The organism is Pseudovibrio sp. Ad37, from assembly GCF_001623075.1.
GTDB lineage: Bacteria > Pseudomonadota > Alphaproteobacteria > Rhizobiales > Stappiaceae > Pseudovibrio.
The window spans coordinates 65893-86574 of sequence record NZ_LMCF01000223.1 but is presented as its reverse complement, the minus strand read 5'-3'; the positions used below and the strand labels follow the sequence as shown (position 1 = coordinate 86574).

The window sequence follows — 20682 nt, the reverse complement described above, 5'->3', positions numbered from 1 at the left end:
TAAGCTCTATTGAATTAGAGGTTGTGAGAGTGCGTTAACTTATCATATTGCGTGCAGGCAAAAGAAAAGGGCCCGCTGGGGCCCTTTGTATCTGAATAGCTGGCTTTATTTGGTATCGGCGACCAGCTCGTGCACGTTCCCGTCGGGGTCTGCAAAGAAGGCGGTGTATTCGCCCCAAGGCTGCTGCGCAGGTTCTGCGACGCCTTTTACTCCATTTTTTAGGAGGGCTTTGTAGGCGATATCAACCTGTTCCGGATTTTCGTATTTGAAGCCGATGCCCAGTCCTGATCCGGTGCGTTTGCCATTCAGCGAGTTTGAGTCCAGGAAAGAGCTCAAGGTTTTATGGCTTGCAAGTGAAAGCCTGAGACCGTTGGACTGGAACTCTACAAACTCTCCGCTATCCGAAACCAGCTCCATCTTCATTTTGTCTTTGAAGAAGGTTTTCATCTCCGGAAAGTTCGCTGTGTGAATGGTGACCATATATATTGTTGGTTGAAGCACTTCAGCTTGAGCTGCAAACTGAGCAAAAAAGAGTGCGAGAATGGCGATAACACCGCGCTTAATGACTGTCATTTGCTGGTTTACCTTTCAGGGCCCAAAGCCACTGTGATTTTGTTGCGAGAAAGTGCTTTTCCAGATGGCTAAATGTTTCACCGGCATTGCTGAGCTGCAGGCCATATCCCTTGATGAAGTTCATCAGGTGCATTCTGAGAAAGCAGAGGGCTTCTTCCAGATTGTCCTGCTGCTTGCTTGGCATGCCATACCAAACTAAGGACATGCCTGAAGCAAAGGCCCAGATACCTGTTGCAAGATGCTTTAGGTCAGCTTCGGGGCTTGAGATTTCTGAACACAGGTTTTGAAGAAACGAGGATATATCTTCGGCAACAGCTTGGTGACTTTGGTGCCTGAAGCTTTGTGTCTCTTCCCAGAACGCGGGTGAGGCGCAGGCCATTTCTATCTGGAATACGTCTGGATGAGCGATGTTGAACAGGAAATCCAACATGATTACTCCAAGATATCGCTGCTCCGGCTCTTGAAATTGTTCTTTGACCAACTTCAACTTTTGATGGCGTGCGTCAAGGGCTCTGGATGCCAGTGCAGCTATGACGTCCTGCTTGCTTTCGAAGTGGCGATAAAGCGTGCCGACAGAGACTTGCGATAGCTTCGCGAGCTCTGGCATCTTCAGGGCACCAGTCCCTTCAGCGATAATGACTTCTCGTGCTTTCTCCAAAATAGCTTCTTCGCGAAGTTTGGTTTTTTGCTGTTTGCCGGAAGACTGCATGGGACTGCTTTCACCGATTTTGTGATTCTGGAATATAATTCGAATAATATTTCATATTTGGTTTTGATTGGGAACTCAAGCTTTAGGTCGGTCTGATGACGGACTGTCGGATCACATTCGAGTGAGGCGTGTTTGTCGTGCAGGCAAAAGAAAAGGGCCCGCTGGGGGCCCTTTGTGATCTTCGGAATGTGAGTGGTGTTAGGCCAGTTCTTCTTCCAGATTTTGGCGGGACAGGCCGTCCATGCTTGGCATCAGGGAGAGGAGCTCCCTGGTGTAAGCGTGTTGAGGTTTGTCGAAGAGGTCTTCGGTGTCAGCAACTTCCAGAAGCTGGCCGTGGCGCATAACGCCGGTGCGGTTACACATCTGCCGGATGACTGCGAGGTCGTGGCTGATGAACAGCATGGTCAGACCCAGCTCGTCCTGCAGGTCTTTGAGCAGGTTGAGGGTTTGTGCCTGAATGGATACGTCCAGCGCGGAAGTTGGTTCATCACAGACCAAGAAGCGTGGGCGTGTCGCCAAGGCGCGGGCAATGGAGATGCGCTGGCGCTGACCGCCGGAGAACTCGTGCGGGAACTTCGCAGCAGCTGCGACGCCTAGGCCGACGTGCTCCAGAAGGTCATCAACGATCTGGTTCACTTCGCTGTTGGTGCTGGCGAGTTTGTGGAACTTGATTGGTTCAGCCACAATATCACGCACACGCATGCGGGAGTTCAGGGAGGAGAACGGATCCTGGAAGATCATCTGCATCTGACGGCGCATTGCCAGAACCTGCTTCTTGTCTTTCAGGCTGGTCAACTCCTGTCCTGCAAAGTGGGCGGTGCCGCCTGCCGGGTGGTAAAGGCCAGTGATGACGCGAGCCATGGTTGATTTACCGGAGCCACTTTCGCCCACGAGGCCAAATGTTTCACCTGCGTGGATGTCAAAGCTAACTTTATCCAGAGCGGTGAAGTACTGTCTGTTGCTGGAAATCCATGCGTCCTTGGTGAGGAACTTCATGGTGATGTCTTTTACATCCAGCAATGGACCATCGACAGACTTGTAGTCACGTGCCTTACCCAGCCAGTGGGTGGAGATGTCGATCTGCTTGAAAGGCTTTGCGGAACCTTCAATGTAATCGACCTGCGGGAAGCGGTGCACTTTCACATCCGGGCGTGGAACAGCGGCAATCAAGCTTTGGGTGTATGGGTGCTTTGGAGCGCCCAGTACTTGCTTGGATTCGCCGTATTCAACCAGATCACCACGGTACATCACCGCAACGTGGTCGGTGAGGTCTGCGATCACGCCCATGTCGTGCGTGATGACGACCATCGCCACGTTTTTCTCTTCACACAGACGCTTCATCAGTTTCAGGATCTGAGCCTGAATGGAAACGTCGAGCGCGGTTGTTGGTTCATCAGCGATGACAACTTCCGGGTCTGCGCAAAGAGCGAGAGCGATCACCACACGCTGGCGCATACCACCGGAGAACTGGTGCGGGTATTGCGCGATGCGTTCTTCAGGATTTGGAATGCCAACCTGATCCAGCAGATCAACCGCATGGGCGCGGGCTTCTGACTTGGAAAGCGGCAGGTGCAGGCGGATGGTCTCGACCAGCTGGAACTCGATGGTCTGGAGTGGGTCCAAAGAGGTCAGTGGATCCTGAAAGATCATGCCAATGCGCTTGCCGCGCAGTTTGCGCATGCTTTCAGCTGCAAGGTTATCGATACGCTGGCCGTCGAGGTGGATTTCACCTTCGGCAATGCGACCCGGGTTTTCCAGAAGACCGATGACGGCGTTACCGACGGTGGACTTGCCGGCGCCACTCTCTCCGACCACGCCGAGAATTTTACCGGCGTCTACGGAGAGATTGACATTACGGGACGCCGTGAAAACGTCTTTGCGGCTCGGAAACTCAACAGTGAGGCCGCGAATATCTAAGATGCTCATGGTCTGGCCTCTCTAGCGCAGTTTCGGGTTCAATGCGTCGCGGAGCCAGTCGCCCAGCAGGTTCACTGCCAGAACGAGGATCGCAAGCGCCAGACCTGGGAAGATCGCGATCCACCACTCACCTGAGAACAGGAAGTCGTTGCCGATGCGGATCAGAGTGCCCAAGGATGGCTGTGTTGATGGAACACCTACGCCAAGGAAGGAGAGGGTTGCTTCTGTGATGATTGCCAGAGCAAGGTTGATGGTTGCAATAACCAGAACTGGGCCAAGTACGTTTGGCAGCACGTGGCGGATCATGATGATCCATGCCGGAATGCCAATAACGCGGGCGGCCTGAACATACTCTTTGTTCTTCTCTACCAGAGTGGAACCGCGAACTGTACGTGCGTATTGCACCCAGAAGGACAGACCGATAGAGAACGTTAGAATCCAGATTGCCCAGGTCTCACGATCGATGTTGCCAAAGATGCCATTTGCAATGCCGTCGATGAGCAGTGCCAGCAAGATGGCCGGGAAGGTGAGCTGAACTTCAGCGATACGCATGATGATTGCGTCTGCGCGGCCACCGACATAACCGGAAATCAGGCCGAGGGAGATGCCGAGGACTGCGGCAAATGCCACAGACAGGAAGCCCACTGCCAGAGAGATACGCATGCCGTACAGGATGCCAGAGAGCAGGTCGCGGCCCTGGTCATCTGTGCCCAGCAGATAGCGTGGGTCGGACCATTCCATGCCAATCGGCGGAATGCGTGCGTCCATGATGCTGATCTGAGCCAGATCAAACGGGTTGAACGGTGCGACGAGCGGAGCAAACAGGGCTGCGAGCATCAGCACTACCGTGGTGAAAGCCGCGAGGACTGTCACCTTAGAGCTGAGGAAGCTGTGCAGCAAATCGCTGTCGAGGAAGCGGGCCATTGCGGAGCGCGGGGCTTCTGAAGCCTCACTGCCGGAAACGGTTGGTGTGTTATCTGTCATGATTATTATCCTTACCGTTTCTTATGCGCGGCCGCGTTCGGTGCGCAGGCGTGGATCAATCACGACGTAGAGAATATCTACGATGAGGTTGATGAACACGAAGATGAAAGCGGTGAGCAGCAGGTAAGCTGCCATGATCGGAATATCCACGTTCTGCACGGCTTGCAGGAAGAGGATGCCCATGCCCGGCCACTGGAACACGGTCTCGGTGATAATCGCGAAGGCGATGATGGAGCCGAGCTGCAGACCGGTGATGGTGATCACAGGGACCATCGTGTTTTTGAGAGCGTGGATGTAATAGACAGACCGGTTCGGCAAACCGCGAGCGCGGGCGAACTTGATGTGGTCGGTCCGCATCACTTCCAGCATCTCAGCGCGGATCAGGCGCATGATGAGGGTCATCTGGTACAGCCCAAGCGTAATTGCCGGCAGGATGATGGCCTTCAGACCGCTGATGGTCAGGAAGCCTGTGTCCCAGAAAGACCCCAGTGCAACGACCTCGCCGCGACCAAAGCTTGGCAACCACTGCAATGTGACTGAGAAGAAGAAGATAAACAGGATGCCGATAAAGAATGTTGGCAGAGCTATACCTACGAGAGATACCGACAGGAACATCTTTGAGAGCAAGGAATCGCGGTTAAGACCGGTGTAAATGCCCATTGGAATACCAAACAGCAACGCAAAAATTGCTGAGGCGAAGGACAGTTCCAGAGTTGCAGGCAGACGGCGACCGATAAGGTCTGCCACAGGCTGCTTGAACTGGTAGGAGTTACCGAAGTCAAACTGGATTGCGCCCAGGATATAACGGAAAAACTGAACGAGAATTGGGTCGTTCAGGCCAAGGCGCTGGCGCAAGGCTTCACGCTGTTCCGGGGTGGTCTCAATGCCCACCATCTGGTTTACAGGATCTCCAACAAAGCGGAAGAGCAGGAAGGAGATTAAGGCTACGACAAACATGACCACGAGAGCCATGGCGATACGCCGGGAAATAAAGCCAAACATGGTGTTTTATAGTTGTTCCTGAGAATAGAGGCGCCCGGCGCCAAGGGTGCCGGGCTATTATTTTGTTGGCTAAGTCGTCAACTTAGTTCTTCACTACAAATTTGAAGTGGAACTCGTTATCAGCACGCTGCTTCAGAGTAACCTTGTCGGACACACCCCAAGCCAGACCCTGCTGGTGCAGTGGAATGTGAGATACTTCGTTGTTCAGGATTGTGTAGGCTTCGGAGATCATGCTGTTACGCTTCTCTTCGTCGTTTTCGGAGAGAACCATTTTTGTCAGCTCATCAACACGCGGGTTACAGTAACCACCGAGGTTGAATGGTCCACCAGCACCTTTGTCATCACGGCAGTTGTTGAGGTTGAGCAAAATGTTGTAGCTGTCGAATGAACCTGGGGTCCAGCCCAGCATGTAGAAGGATGTGTCAAAGCCGCCAGATGCCAGGATCTTAGCGAAGTACTTCGCTTTAGGCTGTGCATTCAGGTTTACTTTGATGCCTACGCGCGCGAGGAATGCAGCAGTTGCCTGACAGATTGCTTCGTCGTTGACGTAGCGATCATTCGGGCAGTCCATGCCAACTTCAAAGCCGTCTGCATAACCTGCTTCTGCGAGAAGTGCTTTCGCAGAAGCCGGATCGTACGGGTAGCGAGAGAAGTCACCGGAGTTTGCGAATAGGAATGGTGAGATCATTAGAGCTGCTGGCTCGGACAGACCACGCATGATTTTCGCTTTGATCGCATCTACGTCAATTGCCTGGTAGAACGCCTTACGAACGCGAACGTCCTTGAATGGGTTCTTGCCTTTGATGTTGGAGTAGGTCAGCTCATCACGCTTCTGGTCGAAACCGAGGAAGATGGTGCGCAGTTCAGGACCGGTCAGTGCAGATGTGCCTGCATTGCTGTCCACGCGCTTGATGTCCTGTACTGGGATTGGGAACGCCATGTCCAGCTCGCCGGAAAGCAGAGCTGCAACGCGGGTTGCATCAGATCCGATTGGAGTGAACTCAACGCCTGTCAGGTTGTGTTCTTTTTTATCCCACCAACCGTCGTTTACGGTGAAGGTGGTTTTTACGCCTGGCTCATGCGTTGTGATCTTGAACGGGCCGGTGCCGTTTGTGTTCAAAGATACATAGTTAGGATTGGTGTCAGAAGCACTTGTCACTTTTACAGCGTTGTTTGCTTCAGTCCATTCCTTATCCATGATGTACCAAGTGGACCACTCGGAGTGCAGGATAGGGTTTGCGCCTGTCAGGACGAAATCAACGGTGTAGTCGTCTACTTTCTCAACCTTGACGTCCGCTGCGATACGGGTTGTCAGGTCAGAGCCTTCAGCGCGAACACGATTTGCAGAGAAAACCACGTCGTCAGCATTGAAGTCGTTGCCGTTGTGGAACTTAACGCCCTTGCGCAGGTGGAAGCGCCAGCGGGTTGGTTCAATAACTTCCCAGCTTTCTGCAAGTGCAGGCTCAATCTGGAGATCTGCTGTACGGCGAACGAGACCTTCATACACATTGCCGTGCATGGCCATGGTGAATGTTTCGTTCAAGCTGTATGGATCTAGCTGATTGTATGTACCTTGAAATGCGAACTTCAGCGTTTCAGCATTTACCTGAGTTCCAGTAGCAAGCGTCATTGCCAATGCAGCGGATGCAATCTTTAAACGCATTCTAAATTTACTCCCCTTTTCCCCTCATGCAGAAAATTAATTGTTCTGCAGGGCCCCTCTCGTTTCGCCGACCACTTATTAGGCGGATTCTGGCGTCTTAGTGATATTACCCATATGAATGAATGCGTCTAGGGGGCATTGCGTAGTTGAAACGAGGAATTAATGTGGGCGCAGCGCAATTTCATAGCGTATTCAGGCGCTAAGGGATGTATTTCTTGCGGTTTAATGCGTGTCAGTTGAGAGACACACCAACGTTAAGATGAGTATATTTCATCTAATGATGAGGAAATGAAGGGTTCTGATCTTGTTGATTATGTATGGTATTCGCAATTGCGACAGTGTTCGCAAAGCTCGTAAACTTCTAGATGAATCTAAATTGGACTACAATTTTCACGATTACAAGAAAGATGGTGCAGATGAAAATGCACTGATAGAGGCCTGTGAGCGGTTCGGTTGGGACGCTGTTTTGAATAAACGCGGTACCACATGGCGCAAATTGGATGATGAAACCAAGGCTGGTGTCACGGACCAGGCTAGTGCTATCGCCTTGATGGCACAGGAAACTTCATTAATTAAAAGGCCACTTATTACTGGTGGAAAACAGCTTTTGCTTGGATTTGATGCGTCTTTGTGGGGTGAAATTTTGGAAAAAGGAGAGCTGTAGAGACAGTCAAACTGTTCTAAGCTCTCCTTTATTGGACGGTAAAGTTTAAGGGTTGGGATCCTTTAGGCTTAGCCATCCTTCCTATGGTATGAGGCGCTGGCAATCACGTAATCTGAAGCGTGGTTGCCAACCCGAAATCTTTTATCTGACGAAGTTTTCTCGAAGCTGACCGCGACATTGAGTAAAAATGCTGCGAGAATTCTTCTGCACCTGCCTCAAGCTCTTCACAGGTCATGTTTTTTGGCTGATAGACCGCGTGGGCCCCATCAAATTCTCCCCAGTTGTCAGAGAGCAATCTGTCCTCCTCTTCCAGCTGCTTGTAGAAGCGAGAGCCGGGGAAGGGGATGGCGATGGCCGGTGCGGTAACATCTACCCCTATGTAATGATAGAACTTGGCAGTTTCGATGAAAATTTCTGGTGTATGCTCGTCGAAGCCAAAAATAGCTGTGGTGTCGACAATAATTCCATGTGTATGAATGTTAGAAATTTGAGATTTTAAGTTTTCAGGTTTCACAAAACCCTTGCCAGCACGTTTGAGTGCTGCCTTGGATGGGGTTTTTATTCCAATGAGCAAGTACTTCGCACCGGACCTTGCTGCGGCTTCCAGAAGTTCCGGATCATCTGCTATGCGAATAGTGGTTTCGCCCACCCATCTAATCTTGAGCGTTTCTAATGCTTTGAATAATTCCAAAGCGTACTCACGATCCTCCGTCAGGTGATCGGCGTGAAGTTCGACCCAATCGGTTTCCATTTCGGAAATCTCATTGATTATGTCTGGGATCGGACGATAGCGGGTTTTTCCGAGCATGCCGGGGATGAGGCAGAAGCTGCAATTGTGTTTGCAGCCACGGCTGACCAGCACCGACCATTCCCAGCCATACTGCTCTGCGGTGATGAGGTGGCGCGGATATGGGTTAAGCTTGGACATGTCGGCGTAGGTGCCGGTGTATCTTGGTTTGAGGCTTCGGTTTTGCGCATCCTGCAGCAACTCATCCCAGACATTTTCACATTCGCCTGTCATCACCGCATCTGCATATTCGCTGGTTTCTTCTGGCATGAAGGTGGCGTGGAGACCGCCAATCACAATCTGACTGCCCTTTTCCGAGAAAGCTGAGGCGAGCTCGTAGCCTCGGTTGGCATCCGGGGTTGAGAAGAAAAGCACCACGAGGTCGGCGGTCACCTTACGGGGATCGACCATCCTGATGGTTTCGTCATGCATTTCCAGCTGAAAATGGCGGGGGGGGTGCTGCCGCAGCTGAGAAGATGGACTGAGGCGGGCCTCCACGCGCTTTCTTGTAATCTTTAAAATAGCTCGGTGCAGATGCTTTGATGAGACAGATCTTCATTGCCAACCTCATGTGTTGTTTTAAATAAATTGTCATAAATGACAATTTATAACAAGAGGAATTTTTATGAAGATCTATCTCATTGAAATTACGCCGTTAACTGAGGGTTCGTTCTAGCTTTTGTTGAAGGATGACATATCAAAACGTTGCACATCGCGCAGGAGTTTTATGAACTCCTGAGAGGCGTGAGTGAGGGATGCCTGGCCTTTTTCCGCTGTAGCGAGAGCCGCGTTGCCAAGAGCGCCGGTCTTGTTAAGGTCCTCGCTCATCCAACCATATTGATGGCGACCATGGGCCCGCAGGTAAGCATCATTGTTGATGTGGTCGGTTTGAGTGGAGGTGAAGTCTGTCGCCTGATCCATGCGTACCAGACCAGGACGTAAGGAGAGCATGATGGAGGTTTCGATATCTCCGCCGTGAATGCCGTAGGTGAATTCTTCCTCAGCATAGAGGCCTTCCGGTTGGCCGAAGCGGAGCCAGCTGGATTCCACGGCCAGCATGTTGTGTCTGAGGCGTAGCTCGCGGGTGATGATGTCCATCAGCGGTGAGTTGCCGCCGTGGGAGTTGGCCAGCACCAGCTTGCGGATGCCTGCTCTGGCAACGCATTCTCCAATCTCAATCCAGGCTTTAACGGCGGTTTCCCATGTAAGACTGAGCGTGCCCGGGAACGAGTGGTGCTCGTCTGATTTGCCGACAGCCTGAACGGGCAGGAATGTGACCGGTAAATCATCTGGCAAAAGTTCAATCGTGCGAGCGACTTGCCCCTCTGCGATGCAGGTGTCCGTGTAGACCGGCAAGTGCGGGCCATGCTGCTCAATCGCCGCAATCGGCAACACTGCGATCCACTCGCTGGTGTCATTCTCAGAGAAGTCAGTTGTTGTCATCTCGTGCCAAAAACGGCGGGGCAGGGCGCTCATGTGGTTTTCCGGTGCTTGTTGTCTTGTGTGCAGAGTAGCGTGTTGAAGCACGGACGTCATGGGGGAAGGAACGGGATGCTCTGGTTTTTCAGAGGTAGTGGGTAGTGAGGCGTTTACTCTGGTGATTGGCTGTTAGAGCTATTGGCTCACGTGAGGAGCAGTGCCTCGTCCTTCTTGGTGGCTAATAACAAGAAGGAGAAGCCGATTATGTTTTCTAAAAAGACACGAAAAGGATTGCTTGGCGGTATTGCACTGGCGCTGGCAGGGGTGATGGCTGGTGAGGCTGGAGCTGCGGGAGGAATGCTCATTACTAAAGCATACTGTGACAAATTTACAAATCCACGCGATATCCTATGGGCACATTCTCAGCGAGATCATAACAACCGTCGCGATTACACAAATCTTTTTTACATGAAGCCCAATGGAAACCTCATCAAAGTGTTTGGTGAGAATGCATTTGATGAAGTTGATAAGCTTTTCATCACATCACATGGGACCTGCGCTGGGGTTGGGCGTGTTGGAGGTATGGCAAATGCGGCTTTTGCGCAAAGCATTCGCAACGCGCAGGGTGGTCATGCACGACTGAATGAAATCTTGACGGTCTCGTGCCAGGCTGCGAGCAGAACGGTTGGTGGTCTGGGGCCAAGTTTCCTTAGGTCTTTGGCTGACAATGTGCGAACGAATGCAGCCACCACAATTTCCGGCTGGCCAGGCAATGTGGCGATGGTTGGCGGCAACGGATTGCTTGTCAATTCCATTTATACAGATCAACTTGCTGTGGCGCAGCCTCAAGACTTGGCAAACTTGATATTTGCTGCGTCGTCAATTTCAAAACGTTGGGACAATGAGATTGTACGCATGGAGCTTTTGCCTCAACGGATTTACACGAACTCATTCAGGACGCAGTGTGAAAATATGCTGACAACTTTCGAGGTAGATGGTCCGTCCGCTCTGACTGCAAATCAGCGGGAGCGCATGTTTGAAGAATTTAACAGTGTTGTCAGAACCAAGTTTCTTCCGGCTGATCCATATCGAAATCCGATCAGATCTTTTGCCTATCTTTCAGGCTTGACCAGGAGCACCGCAGACAACAAAGTCACCTGTGGACCAGGTGTTGGTGTAAACTGTCCATAATCATCGAAGAAACTGGCAGATGATGCTATGCGTCTATGATTGGCGCACAGCACTCCATGAAAGGTCATCCAAATGATAAACTCCCCCCTCCTGTCCCTAAACAACATTTCCAAGACCTTTGAGAATGGCACCACTGCTGTTGATGGGTTTAGTCTTGATGTACGGGCGGGGGAGTTTTTGAGTATTCTTGGGCCGTCAGGGTGTGGGAAGTCTACTATTCTGCGGCTCATTTCCGGGTTGGAGGAGCCAAGCTCAGGTGAAATTATCCGATCCGGGCAGGAAGAGGTTGGATTTGTTTTTCAGGAACCAACGCTGTTGCCGTGGGCCAATACCTTTGAGAATGTCTATTGGCCTTTGAAGGTGAAGGGTGTTTCCAAGCGTGATGCGAAGGATCGCGTTGACGAAGCGTTGGAGATGGTCGGGCTTTCCAATTTTGCAATGCATATGCCCTCTGAACTTTCTGGCGGTATGAAGATGCGGGTTTCCATTGCGCGGGCTCTTGTCACCAAGCCGAAGCTGTTGCTGATGGATGAGCCCTTTGCGGCGCTGGACGAGATCACTCGCAATAAGCTGAATGATGATTTGCTTGAGCTGAAGTCTGCCCATGACTGGACGATCCTGTTTGTGACGCACTCTGTTTATGAGAGTGTGTTCCTTTCCTCCCGGATTGTGGTTATGGCCGCGGGGCCGGGGCGTATTACCCACGATATGGCACTGGATGCTTCTTACCCACGCTCGCTGAACTACCGTGTGGAATCACAGTACGCGGCGTATTGCCGTGAAGCGGTGGGTGCGTTGGAGCAGGCGATGGGACACGGGATAAAAGTATCTGCGTAATCTCAAAAATCCCGCTGAGTAGAACTTAAAGAGCTTATTCGCCTAAGAAATCTCATTAGGTCACTAAATAATTATCGAACTGTCATCTGAGTTATATATTCGGCGGCTATCACTGCTGTACGGCGCCTTTTTTCGGGCGTTTTACGTTGATCGGGACAGCAGCGAGATTAGCCAGACCATGGGTTTTAATTTTAAAAAAAGCACGACATTTCGTCTTGCGCAGGCAGCGAAGGCGCAGCGGGCGCGTTCTGGGGCACACCTTTCGCGCATCGGATTGCATCCGGGGCAGGAAGCTGTTCTGAAAGTTTTGAGCGAGACTGATGGCAAGACCATGAGCCAGTTGGCTCTGGCGCTTGGGGTTCAGCCGCCAACCGTGACAAAAATGGTGACACGCCTGACAGCTCAGGGGCTTGTGTTTCGCCGGATCTCGGAAACAGACGGCAGGCTTGCGCGCGTGTTCCTGAGTGAGGAAGGCCGTGACCGGATCTTACTGGTAGATCGTGCGTGGAAGCGTCTTGAGAAAGAAGCGCTTGCAGGTATGGATGACAAAGACCGCAAGAAGCTTCGTCGCTTGTTGCGTCAGGTTGAGAAGAACCTGTCTGCCAGCTTTGAAGATGATCCGGATTTGGAAGATGAGCTGGAGAACGAAGATAAAACTGCGCAAGAGCAGGCTGCGAAGAAGGTAGAGTTGGAAGCTGCTGATTAAGCTGAAGGCGCAAGGCCTGCGTTAAACACAGGCCAATGATTTTTTATTGATTTAAGCGTCCTGGCAGAGAAACAGCAGGTCTGTATCTGGTGTTTCCAGTCCAAACTGGGTGAGCAGAGTTGTTATCTGCCCTCTGTGGTGGGTTTGGTGGTTGAAGAAATGCAGCACCAAGTCCCCAAAGTTTTTCGTTGCGGGTATGCCTTTCATGTTGGCATAGGTGAGAGCGTTCTCCGCTTGGGTGGCGGTGATGTCCCCTGCAAATTCTTCAATGATCGCGTCCAGCTTTTTCCGCGCAGCCTTCAGGTCTGACCAGCTGTCGTATGGAATGGATGTGAGTGCGGTTGGCACTGGAAACTGATCAAGTTGCTGCAGGCTCTCATATGTTTGGGAATGCTTTGCGAAACGGCGCAGCCAGGCCAGATCTCCCACCACGATATGATTGAAGGTCGCGAAGACTGATTTGAAGAATGCACCGCGGTTTTCTTTGAGTTGCGCATCGCTCAGCTGCTCCGCGCATTCGTAAAGCCGTGCATTCATCCAGGTGTTGTACTGGGCCAATAATTTGAAGTCTGAATACATTTTCTCGAAACCTGCTATTTGCTTATGTATTTAGCTAAAAAATATCAGCATGTTTGATGAGTTTGGCAAGTGGCTAAAACTTGAGAATTCATAATGAATTCTCTTTGTTGGCAGTGTGGAGTATTGCTATTTGCTAATGTTGCTGTGCATAAGTGCTTAAGAATACAAACTGGATCCGGCTGGATATGCGAGGACATCGGCATTGAGCGGCACAGGTAAACCATTGAGATTAGGCGATCTTGCTGAGAAACTGGGCGTTTCGACGGCTACGGTTTCTTTGGCTTTGAGAGATTCCCCTTTGATCGCTAAAGCCACGAAAGCACGGGTGAAAGCCTATGCTGAGGAAGTGGGCTATATCTATAATCGGTCAGCTGCATCTTTGCGGACATCTCAATCCAATATGATTGGGGTGGCGGTTCACGATATTCTCAATCCCTATTTTGCCGAGGTGTTTCGTGGGCTGGAAGAAACTCTGGCGCTGCACAACAAGACCATTCTGATTTGTAATCACCGCGATATTGTCGAGCGGCAGAAACATTTCACCGATACGCTGCTGCAGCATCGGGTTGATGGGCTTATTTTGTGCGCTTCGGTTGGCACGACTGACAAGGACATCAACTCCATTGTGCGGCAAGGAGTGCCAGTCACGCTGGTTTGCCGCGATGTGGCCGGGGCGGATGCGCCTTGTGTTCGTGGTGACGATTTTCTTGGGTCCTACCGGATTACAAAACATCTGATTGAGCAAGGGCATACCCAGATCGCGATGGTTGGTGGCCGGCGTGGCAGTTCTGCCGGACGCGACCGGAACCGCGGCTGGCGCTCAGCGCTTGAGGATGCGGGGATCAATGCGGATGAGCAGCTGGATATTCCTGAGTTGATGACGCAGGATGATGGCCGATCCATTGCCAAGCAGATTGTGCAGACGGATCCTCGACCAACGGCTGTGGTGTGTTTCAACGACCTTGTGGCACTGGGCGTGATGAGTGCTGTTCGCCGACTTGGTGTTGAGCCGGGGCCGGGCCTGGCAATTGTTGGTTACGATGACACCGAGGGTACGGAAAATAGAACACCAGCCCTGACCACTGTGGACAATGGGGCCGGAACCATTGGTGTGAATGCTGCAGAACTCATGCTTTCGCAGATGAATGGCGAAAAGCTCAGTAATGAACTGACGTTAATCGAGCCTAAGCTGCGAATTCGTGAGAGTGCGCCGCCTCCGGGTGAGCGGCTGGTGTCAGTGGACGGGCTGTGCGCGAACCCTGAGTAACTGCCATTTGAAACCAAAAGGCAGTTTGGTGATCGTGAAACTGCCTCATTGAAACTCTATGTTTACTATGCCGCGCTTATCTAAGCGGCATCTTGTATTGCGTTTGGAGTTTCGTCATGGTCAGTTCTCGTGGAAGTATCGAAGATCATAAAGACTTGAAGATGTTTGGTTTTTTTACACTCGCCATGACGTGTATGGTTCTTCTCGTTGGCTAACTCTCTAAATCGACTCGCTTCGCTAGGTTGAGAGGACTGCTCATTTTTGAGTGCTCCTCGCGGTGGCCTTTGAGTTTTGGTTGGCTTGCCTTGCTTGGTTGTCTTTTGATGCGAAATGCAAATCACCTAAAACGAGTGCGTTTTGCACTTCATGTAAATAATAACTAGTATGTAATTAGATTTATTTTAGATTGTATCTGTACTCAACAAGTAATGCGTGTATTTGTTTTTGAGTTAAATCCATGAATAAGTTATGTTTTTAGATCTGTTATCTCTCACTTAATTTCCTGTTAACCTTGGGTTAACTGATTGCGCCCAGAATCTGTACATAAAACAGATCCTGGAGGCTGTTCGTATGCATGGGATTTTGAGAAAAACAGTAGTAGCTGCCGGCGCAACCCTGGCGTTAGCTAGCTTTGGCGTCCTATCCGGTCAAGCCAGTGTAATTTCTGGTCACTGGTCAATTTCTGATGTGTTGTCGTCTAAAACCTGCTCCGCGCAGCTTGGTTCTGAGCCTGCTGCGAGTGGATATGGCAACTCGTTTGAGACCAAGAATTGTCAGGGGCTTTATGCGCCTATCTCCAAAGCCACAGCGTGGCAGTGGAGCTTTGATGATGGTTTATCATTGTTGGATGCAGACGGGAAAGTCGTGCTCCAGTTTGATATTGATGAGCTTGATGGGTTGACCTCGGTTGGGCCTTCCTCTCTGTTCCTCATCATGCAGCCTGTGCATCAGGACAGTAATGCCCCAGACCTTTCCGACTTGATCGAAAAGGCCATTGTGGTGACAGCGCAGCGTTAGAGCTTTCCTATTTGGTGTGGGTGCTTAGGAAATCACCCACACGGCTCAATGCACGGCTGATGTTCTCCTCTGAATTGGCATAGGAGAAGCGCAGATATCCTTCTCCCAGGACACCAAAATCAGGTCCGCCGATGAGCGCAACACCGGCTTCCTCCAAGAGTGCTGAAGCCAAGGGTTTGGCTTGCCATTTTGTTTCTTTGATATTCGGGAAGGCGTAGAAGGCGCCTTTGGGTGTGTTGCAGGAGATGCCGGGCAGGGCGTTTAGTCCCTCCACCACGAGCTTACGTCGTCGGTCAAAAGCCAACATCATCTGATCTACTGCATCCTGTGGGCCTTCGATGGCGGCAATGCCTGCGTATTGGCTGGGTGTGTTGACGCATGACCAGCAGTTCACGGCAAGCTTGCGGGCTTTATCAATAAGAGAAGCCGGCCAGACGGAATAGCCCATGCGCCAGCCTGTCATAGCCCAAGTTTTGGACCAGCCATTGAGCAGGATGAGTTGGTCTTTGAGCTGCTCGAATTCCATTAAGGACGTGTGCTTAAGCCCGTCATAGGTCATGCGGGAGTAAATCTCGTCAGATAGGACCGGCAGGTTTGGATGGTTTTCCAATCCCTTCACCAGCTTCTCTATCTCAGAGCGCGGCGTCACGCCGCCTGTTGGGTTGGCTGGGGAGTTGAGAATAAGCAGTGCTGTGCGCTTATTGATCAGATTGAGGGTTTCTTCCGCCGAAAAAGCAAAGTTGTTTTCTTCACGGATTGGTACTGGGATTGGGGTTGCTCCAGTGAACTCAATCATGGAGCGGTAGATCGGGAAGCCGGGATCTGGATAGAGGATCTCTTTGCCAGGCTCACCAAACATCAGGATTGCCATGAACATGGTAACTTTGCCGCCGGGAACGACCATGACGTTGTCTGGCGAGACATGCGTGCCTGTTTCCGCATGCAGGCTTGATGCGATGGTTTCGCGGAGTGGGAGAATGCCCGTTGCGCTGGTGTAACCGTGGTGGCCATCGCGCAAGGCTTTGACGGCTGCCTCTACGATGTGTTCCGGTGTGTTGAAGTCTGGCTGGCCGATGCCAAGATTGATGATATTGCGGCCCTGCTGAGCAAGCTCAGTTGCACGTGCCAAAACGGCGAATGCGTTCTCGTCCCCGATGCGGTCAAACGCCTCTACGGTTTTCAGCATTATGGTTGGCCTCCCAGTCCCCCAAAACAATTGGCTGGATGGTAGGGGATGGAAACGATTGAATGCAAACGGAAATTAGTTGAGTGGGTTGAGTGCTGGAGGTGGGGTGGTCCTGTTTAAGCCATCGGTGTTGGCTTCTTGCTTCTGTCAAATAACGTGCCTAGGATCATTATGTATTTTGATTGGAGATTTTTATGAGTGGTCTTCGTGTACCTGAGAAGATCAGGTCTATGGGTGTTTTTCAGTTTGTAACGAGAAGCCCGGCGCGCATTGTTGTGACAATGGCGATGATGATTTTGATTTATATGTTTTTCTTCTCTCCCTTGCTGAACAGCAGTATGCCGGTTGCCATTAGCTTTGTGGTGTTCTTCATCATCTTTTGCATCGGTTTTCTGCTTGTTCTGGAGCTTCGGCGCAAACTTGGATTGTGATGCTGGTTGAGAGTTACTCGCCAATTCCTGGGGGACAGAAGTGGCGATAACAGCTAATCAGCAGCTAGGGTCTTTTGCTGGCAGAGCAACTGTCTATATTGAGGGCACGAGATTTATGCGCACATTAAGCAAGCGCGCACCCATCTAAGGAGACGTAAATGTCCGAGGCTGCTGATAGCCGTATTCCTGTTACCGTGCTGACCGGATATCTGGGCGCAGGTAAAACCACCTTGTTGAACCGTATTTTGAGCGAAAACCATGGCACGCGTTATGCTGTGATCGTCAACGAATTCGGCGAAATCGGTATCGACAATGATCTTCTCGTTGAGTCTGACGAGGAAGTTTATGAAATGAACAACGGCTGTATTTGCTGTACTGTTCGTGGTGATTTGATCCGTACTGTTGAGAACCTGATGAAGCGCAAGGGTGCGTTTGATGCGATCATCGTGGAGACCACCGGCGTTGCAGATCCGGCTCCTGTTGCGCAAACATTCTTCATGGATGATGACGTGCGTGAAGCGGCAAAGCTGGATGCTGTTGTTGCAGTTGTTGACGCTCGCCATGTTCAGCAGCGTTTGAAGGACACCAAGGAAGCAGAAGATCAGATTGCATTTTCAGATGTGATTTTGCTGAACAAGACCGATCTTGTTTCAGCAGAAGAACTGGCTGGTGTTGAAGCGGCGATCCGTAAGATCAATCCGTATGCGAAGATCCATCATACAGAGCGTTGTCAGATTGCGATTTCGGATGTTCTGGATCGTGGTGCCTTTGAATTGGATCGTATTCTCGATCTGGATCCGGAGTTCCTGAAAAAAGCTGAACTCGCGCACGATCATGAGTGTGGTCCGGATTGCGACCATGATCACGATCATCACCATCATGGACACGATCATGATCATGGCCACGCTGACCATGAATGCGGACCTGACTGTGATCACGATCATGAGGACACGCACTCTGTGAAGTCCTATTCCTTCACGGTTGGTGATCTGGACCCGAAAGTCTTCTTTGACTGGATCAACCAGATTACGCAGATTCAAGGGCCGAACATTTTGCGCATGAAGGGAATTCTGTCGTTCAAGGATGATCCACAGCGCTATGTGGTGCAAGGCATTCATATGATCGTAGAAGGCAATCATCAGCGCGACTGGCGGGATGATGAGAAGCGGGAAAGCCGCATTGTCTTCATTGGCCGTGAGCTGGATGGTGCTGCGCTGAAAACTGCGTTTGAAGCTTGTGTTGCGGAGTAAGTTCTGGTGCCTGTAACTGCTCCTCTTGATACTGATGGATTTGTTGTTTCTGCGACATTTCTGGGTGATGTAGCTGCCTTTGCCAGTGGTGAAGGTTCAGTCTTTTTTGCTGGTGGGCCGGAAACACAAACGCCGGTTCACAAAAACGGTTTGCTTTGTGCAACGCCATCTCTGGATGGCAAATCTTTGATTACTGGCGGTGGCGATGGCCGGATCTGCAAGGTCCACAGTGATGGCCGTGTTGAAGAACTTGCCGAGCAGCCGCGCAAATGGATCGACATTATTGCTGCTGGCCCGCAGGATAGCGTGGCCTATGCATCTGGTCGTACGGCTTGGGTTCGCTTGAAAAGCGGCGAGATCAAAGAGTTTCAGCTGCCGCGTGCGTTTGCTGGTCTGGCTTTTGCGCCGAAAGGCATGCGTCTTGCCGCTTCTCGTTATGATGGCGTGACTTTGTTTTGGGTGAATGCCGCTGGTGATCCCCAAGAGCTGAGCTGGAAGGGCGCGCATAGTCTGGTCACGTATTCTCCTGAAGGAAAGTACCTTGTGACCACTATGCAGGAGAACGCTCTGCACGGGTGGCGTTTGGCCGACAGCCAAGACATGCGCATGACCGGTTATCCGGGCAAAGTGAAGTCTGTAAGCTGGTCTGCCAAGGGCAAGTATCTGGCGACGTCCGGTGCTCAGGCTGCGATCCTCTGGCCGTTTATGGGCAAAAGTGGTCCTATGGGGCAGGCACCTCTGGAGCTTGGTGTGCGCGGGGACAGCATGGTGACGACTGTTTGCTGCCATCCGAGCGAAGAAATGGTGGCAATTGGCTATCAGGATGGCATGGTGATGGCCGTTCGGTTCCACGATAATGCTGAAGTGCTGTTGCGCCGTCCGGGTGCTGGTCCTGTTTCTGCCCTTGCCTGGGATAAGAAGGGGAACCGGCTGGCATTTGGTACGGAAGAAGGTGCTGCTGGAGTGATCACTCTGGTCGATTAACTTAGAGGGGAGGTTTGCAATGATGTTTGCAAGGGTATTGACGCTTGGCGTTGCGCTTGTAAGCGGCACTGTGACCTCTCAGCTTCCTGAGTTCGCCCAGCAATACCGTCAGCGTATGGGCGGCGCTATTGATGCGCTGGAGGAAGTGAAAGCCGATTTTGTTGCGGATGCGACTGCGACCAACAAGACCGCATCCTCTGCATTAACGCATATGGCACAGAGCGCGGATGAGTTTGTGCAGTTGCGCGGGATGAGTGTTGAGCGGTCATTGGATCGCCTTGAGGCTTTGAAAGAACAGCAACTGGCGATGGAAACCGCTGCTGTGTTTGAGCGCGTCTGGATCTTTATGAAAGAGCCAGACACCAAACTTTCCAAGGCAACCTGGGAAGATTTTGAGCCTGCTGTGCCTGTGACCATTGAAGGTGGAGTGCTGGCTGGACTTGGGTTTGCGGCGGGTTTGTTTCTCTTGCGGATGGTTGGCATTACAGGACGTGTGAGACGTCGCCGGAAGCGCCTACAAAGACAACAGGCTGATGCTCGTTGACTGCGACCACCTATGAGGTTTGATCGATGGATTCCATCACACGAATTAGATGTTTTTTGCAGGTGGTAGAAAGCGGTGGCTTTTCGGCTGCAGCACGGGATATGGGGCGCTCCAAGGCGCTTATTTCCAAGTATGTGAGCGAGCTGGAAGACGAACTGGGCGTGCGCCTGCTGAACAGGACGACCCGCCAGATTTCTCTGACCCAGGTTGGTGAAGCCTACTTCCGTGAAGCCGGTGAGCTGTTGCAGCGGTTTGATGACCTGAAAGATGCGGTACAGCAAGACCATCGGGAGGTGCGTGGCCGGTTGCGGCTGAGTGCGCCGCGTTCCTTTTCTGAGGCGACGCTGGGCAGAGTGCTTGCCTCGTTTTTGCAGGCACATCCGCGCGTTGAGCTGGATATTGAGATGGAAGATCGCTTCGTCGATATTGTCGAGGAAGGATACGATGTTGCTATCCGTGTGGCCGAGCTTGAGGATTCCAGCCTGATTGCGCGGAAGATTCGTGACGTTCGTGTCGTGGTTTGTGCTTCTCCTGCGTATTGGGAAGCGCATGGCATGCCTGAGAAGGCAAGTGATCTGGCGAGTATGCCGTGCATCATCGATACCAACTACAAGCACAAGACCAACTGGATGTTTCTGGCAAATGGAGAGCGGTTTTCTGTTCCCGTTAAAGGACCGATGTATGTGAACAGTGCAAAGACTGCGGTTGCGGCGGCGCTGGCAGGCCTCGGCGTTGTGCGTTTGCCGATCTTTTATGTGCTGGAAGAGTTGATGGCAGGCACGCTGATACCAGCATTAGAAGACTACGAAGTGCCGGGACCTGCGATGTACGCGGTCTATCCGCATCGTAGGCATCTGTCAGCCAAGGTGCGTGCCTTTGTTGATTACATGGTCAACTGGCACAAGCAATTGGAGCAGCATGGTGACTGCCCCAAAATGCTTGATGGACCTTTGCCAAAAGAGGGCTAGATCA

At 51.5% G+C, this 20682-nt stretch carries 21 protein-coding genes; 11 read left to right on the top strand and 10 right to left on the bottom strand.

Annotated features, from left to right (window positions below):
* Window positions 1–105: 105 nt before the first annotated feature.
* The 6 genes from PsAD37_RS26210 to PsAD37_RS26185 form a co-directional block, all read right to left on the bottom strand.
* Complete coding sequence (locus PsAD37_RS26210; protein WP_063298581.1) at window positions 106–573, bottom strand: VOC family protein; 468 nt, start codon at window positions 571–573, stop codon at window positions 106–108.
* Window positions 560–1282, bottom strand: coding sequence for a TetR/AcrR family transcriptional regulator (locus tag PsAD37_RS26205; protein ID WP_063298580.1), 723 nt, complete (start codon window positions 1280–1282; stop codon window positions 560–562). Before PsAD37_RS26205 ends, PsAD37_RS26210 begins: the two co-directional genes overlap by 14 nt.
* A 198-nt stretch (window positions 1283–1480) precedes the next feature.
* Window positions 1481–3208, bottom strand: coding sequence for an ABC transporter ATP-binding protein (locus PsAD37_RS26200; RefSeq protein ID WP_063298579.1), 1728 nt, complete (start codon window positions 3206–3208; stop codon window positions 1481–1483).
* A gap of 12 nt (window positions 3209–3220) precedes the next feature.
* Window positions 3221–4183 carry an ABC transporter permease gene (locus PsAD37_RS26195; protein ID WP_063298578.1) on the bottom strand — a complete coding sequence of 321 codons (963 nt, stop codon included), beginning with the start codon at window positions 4181–4183 and terminating at the stop codon, window positions 3221–3223.
* A 21-nt stretch (window positions 4184–4204) separates the two neighbouring features.
* Window positions 4205–5185 (bottom strand): ABC transporter permease, encoded by a 981-nt coding sequence (locus PsAD37_RS26190; protein WP_063298577.1) that lies wholly within the window; start codon window positions 5183–5185, stop codon window positions 4205–4207.
* Between the two features lie 82 nt (window positions 5186–5267).
* Window positions 5268–6848: an ABC transporter substrate-binding protein gene (locus PsAD37_RS26185; RefSeq protein ID WP_063298576.1), complete on the bottom strand. Its 1581-nt coding sequence runs from the start codon at window positions 6846–6848 to the stop codon at window positions 5268–5270.
* Between the two features lie 313 nt (window positions 6849–7161).
* Between PsAD37_RS26185 and PsAD37_RS26180 the strand changes: the two genes are divergently transcribed.
* Entirely contained in the window at window positions 7162–7512 is a 351-nt protein-coding gene (locus tag PsAD37_RS26180; protein ID WP_063298575.1) for an ArsC family reductase, read from the top strand.
* Window positions 7513–7615: 103 nt separating this feature from the next.
* Here PsAD37_RS26180 and PsAD37_RS26175 read toward each other — a convergent pair whose 3' ends face one another.
* Window positions 7616–8731 (bottom strand): radical SAM protein, encoded by a 1116-nt coding sequence (locus PsAD37_RS26175; RefSeq protein WP_153039863.1) that lies wholly within the window; start codon window positions 8729–8731, stop codon window positions 7616–7618.
* 240 nt (window positions 8732–8971) lie between these two features.
* Window positions 8972–9775: a creatininase family protein gene (locus tag PsAD37_RS26170; protein WP_063298574.1), complete on the bottom strand. Its 804-nt coding sequence runs from the start codon at window positions 9773–9775 to the stop codon at window positions 8972–8974.
* A gap of 207 nt (window positions 9776–9982) precedes the next feature.
* On the opposite strand from PsAD37_RS26170, the gene PsAD37_RS26165 reads away from it, so the two are divergent.
* The 3 genes from PsAD37_RS26165 (at window position 9983) to PsAD37_RS26155 (ending at window position 12452) form a co-directional block, all read left to right on the top strand.
* Window positions 9983–10909: a hypothetical protein gene (locus PsAD37_RS26165; protein ID WP_063298573.1), complete on the top strand. Its 927-nt coding sequence runs from the start codon at window positions 9983–9985 to the stop codon at window positions 10907–10909.
* A 72-nt stretch (window positions 10910–10981) separates the two neighbouring features.
* Window positions 10982–11746, top strand: a complete 765-nt coding sequence (locus tag PsAD37_RS26160; protein WP_063298572.1) for an ABC transporter ATP-binding protein — start codon at window positions 10982–10984, stop codon at window positions 11744–11746.
* A gap of 178 nt (window positions 11747–11924) precedes the next feature.
* Entirely contained in the window at window positions 11925–12452 is a 528-nt protein-coding gene (locus tag PsAD37_RS26155; protein WP_057461855.1) for a MarR family winged helix-turn-helix transcriptional regulator, read from the top strand.
* Between the two features lie 51 nt (window positions 12453–12503).
* Here the strand turns inward: PsAD37_RS26155 and PsAD37_RS26150 are convergent, their stop codons facing one another.
* Window positions 12504–13031 (bottom strand): DinB family protein, encoded by a 528-nt coding sequence (locus tag PsAD37_RS26150; protein ID WP_063290302.1) that lies wholly within the window; start codon window positions 13029–13031, stop codon window positions 12504–12506.
* A gap of 202 nt (window positions 13032–13233) precedes the next feature.
* On the opposite strand from PsAD37_RS26150, the gene PsAD37_RS26145 reads away from it, so the two are divergent.
* The gene (locus tag PsAD37_RS26145) at window positions 13234–14298 is read left to right on the top strand and encodes a LacI family DNA-binding transcriptional regulator (RefSeq protein ID WP_063290301.1); all 1065 of its coding nucleotides are present in this window, start codon (window positions 13234–13236) and stop codon (window positions 14296–14298) included.
* A gap of 570 nt (window positions 14299–14868) precedes the next feature.
* Window positions 14869–15315: an AprI/Inh family metalloprotease inhibitor gene (locus PsAD37_RS26140; protein ID WP_057461853.1), complete on the top strand. Its 447-nt coding sequence runs from the start codon at window positions 14869–14871 to the stop codon at window positions 15313–15315.
* A gap of 7 nt (window positions 15316–15322) precedes the next feature.
* On the opposite strand, the gene PsAD37_RS26135 is transcribed toward PsAD37_RS26140, so the two are convergent.
* Complete coding sequence (locus tag PsAD37_RS26135; RefSeq protein WP_063298571.1) at window positions 15323–16501, bottom strand: pyridoxal phosphate-dependent aminotransferase; 1179 nt, start codon at window positions 16499–16501, stop codon at window positions 15323–15325.
* 194 nt (window positions 16502–16695) lie between these two features.
* On the opposite strand from PsAD37_RS26135, the gene PsAD37_RS26130 reads away from it, so the two are divergent.
* From PsAD37_RS26130 to PsAD37_RS26110, 5 genes are all read left to right on the top strand, one after another.
* On the top strand, window positions 16696–16932 hold the full coding sequence (locus PsAD37_RS26130; RefSeq protein ID WP_208860326.1) for a hypothetical protein: 237 nt from the start codon (window positions 16696–16698) through the stop codon (window positions 16930–16932).
* 158 nt (window positions 16933–17090) lie between these two features.
* Window positions 17091–18182, top strand: a complete 1092-nt coding sequence (locus PsAD37_RS26125; RefSeq protein WP_063298569.1) for a GTP-binding protein — start codon at window positions 17091–17093, stop codon at window positions 18180–18182.
* A 6-nt stretch (window positions 18183–18188) separates the two neighbouring features.
* A complete protein-coding gene (locus PsAD37_RS26120; protein ID WP_063298568.1) occupies window positions 18189–19166 on the top strand; it encodes a WD40 repeat domain-containing protein in 978 nt (325 codons plus the stop codon).
* 19 nt (window positions 19167–19185) lie between these two features.
* Complete coding sequence (locus PsAD37_RS26115; protein WP_063298567.1) at window positions 19186–19710, top strand: DUF2937 family protein; 525 nt, start codon at window positions 19186–19188, stop codon at window positions 19708–19710.
* A 26-nt stretch (window positions 19711–19736) separates the two neighbouring features.
* On the top strand, window positions 19737–20678 hold the full coding sequence (locus PsAD37_RS26110) for a LysR family transcriptional regulator (RefSeq protein ID WP_063298566.1): 942 nt from the start codon (window positions 19737–19739) through the stop codon (window positions 20676–20678).
* Window positions 20679–20682 lie beyond the last annotated feature (4 nt).

Coding starts and splice junctions, on each gene's coding strand:
- PsAD37_RS26210 (WP_063298581.1), bottom strand. CDS start 573: ATGACAGTCATTAAGCGCGGTGTTATCGCCATTCTCGCACTCTTTTTT.
- PsAD37_RS26205 (WP_063298580.1), bottom strand. CDS start 1,282: ATGCAGTCTTCCGGCAAACAGCAAAAAACCAAACTTCGCGAAGAAGCT.
- PsAD37_RS26200 (WP_063298579.1), bottom strand. CDS start 3,208: ATGAGCATCTTAGATATTCGCGGCCTCACTGTTGAGTTTCCGAGCCGC.
- PsAD37_RS26195 (WP_063298578.1), bottom strand. CDS start 4,183: ATGACAGATAACACACCAACCGTTTCCGGCAGTGAGGCTTCAGAAGCC.
- PsAD37_RS26190 (WP_063298577.1), bottom strand. CDS start 5,185: ATGTTTGGCTTTATTTCCCGGCGTATCGCCATGGCTCTCGTGGTCATG.
- PsAD37_RS26185 (WP_063298576.1), bottom strand. CDS start 6,848: ATGCGTTTAAAGATTGCATCCGCTGCATTGGCAATGACGCTTGCTACT.
- PsAD37_RS26180 (WP_063298575.1), top strand. CDS start 7,162: ATGTATGGTATTCGCAATTGCGACAGTGTTCGCAAAGCTCGTAAACTT.
- PsAD37_RS26175 (WP_153039863.1), bottom strand. CDS start 8,731: ATGCATGACGAAACCATCAGGATGGTCGATCCCCGTAAGGTGACCGCC.
- PsAD37_RS26170 (WP_063298574.1), bottom strand. CDS start 9,775: ATGAGCGCCCTGCCCCGCCGTTTTTGGCACGAGATGACAACAACTGAC.
- PsAD37_RS26165 (WP_063298573.1), top strand. CDS start 9,983: ATGTTTTCTAAAAAGACACGAAAAGGATTGCTTGGCGGTATTGCACTG.
- PsAD37_RS26160 (WP_063298572.1), top strand. CDS start 10,982: ATGATAAACTCCCCCCTCCTGTCCCTAAACAACATTTCCAAGACCTTT.
- PsAD37_RS26155 (WP_057461855.1), top strand. CDS start 11,925: ATGGGTTTTAATTTTAAAAAAAGCACGACATTTCGTCTTGCGCAGGCA.
- PsAD37_RS26150 (WP_063290302.1), bottom strand. CDS start 13,031: ATGTATTCAGACTTCAAATTATTGGCCCAGTACAACACCTGGATGAAT.
- PsAD37_RS26140 (WP_057461853.1), top strand. CDS start 14,869: ATGCATGGGATTTTGAGAAAAACAGTAGTAGCTGCCGGCGCAACCCTG.
- PsAD37_RS26135 (WP_063298571.1), bottom strand. CDS start 16,501: ATGCTGAAAACCGTAGAGGCGTTTGACCGCATCGGGGACGAGAACGCA.
- PsAD37_RS26130 (WP_208860326.1), top strand. CDS start 16,696: ATGAGTGGTCTTCGTGTACCTGAGAAGATCAGGTCTATGGGTGTTTTT.
- PsAD37_RS26125 (WP_063298569.1), top strand. CDS start 17,091: ATGTCCGAGGCTGCTGATAGCCGTATTCCTGTTACCGTGCTGACCGGA.
- PsAD37_RS26115 (WP_063298567.1), top strand. CDS start 19,186: ATGATGTTTGCAAGGGTATTGACGCTTGGCGTTGCGCTTGTAAGCGGC.
- PsAD37_RS26110 (WP_063298566.1), top strand. CDS start 19,737: ATGGATTCCATCACACGAATTAGATGTTTTTTGCAGGTGGTAGAAAGC.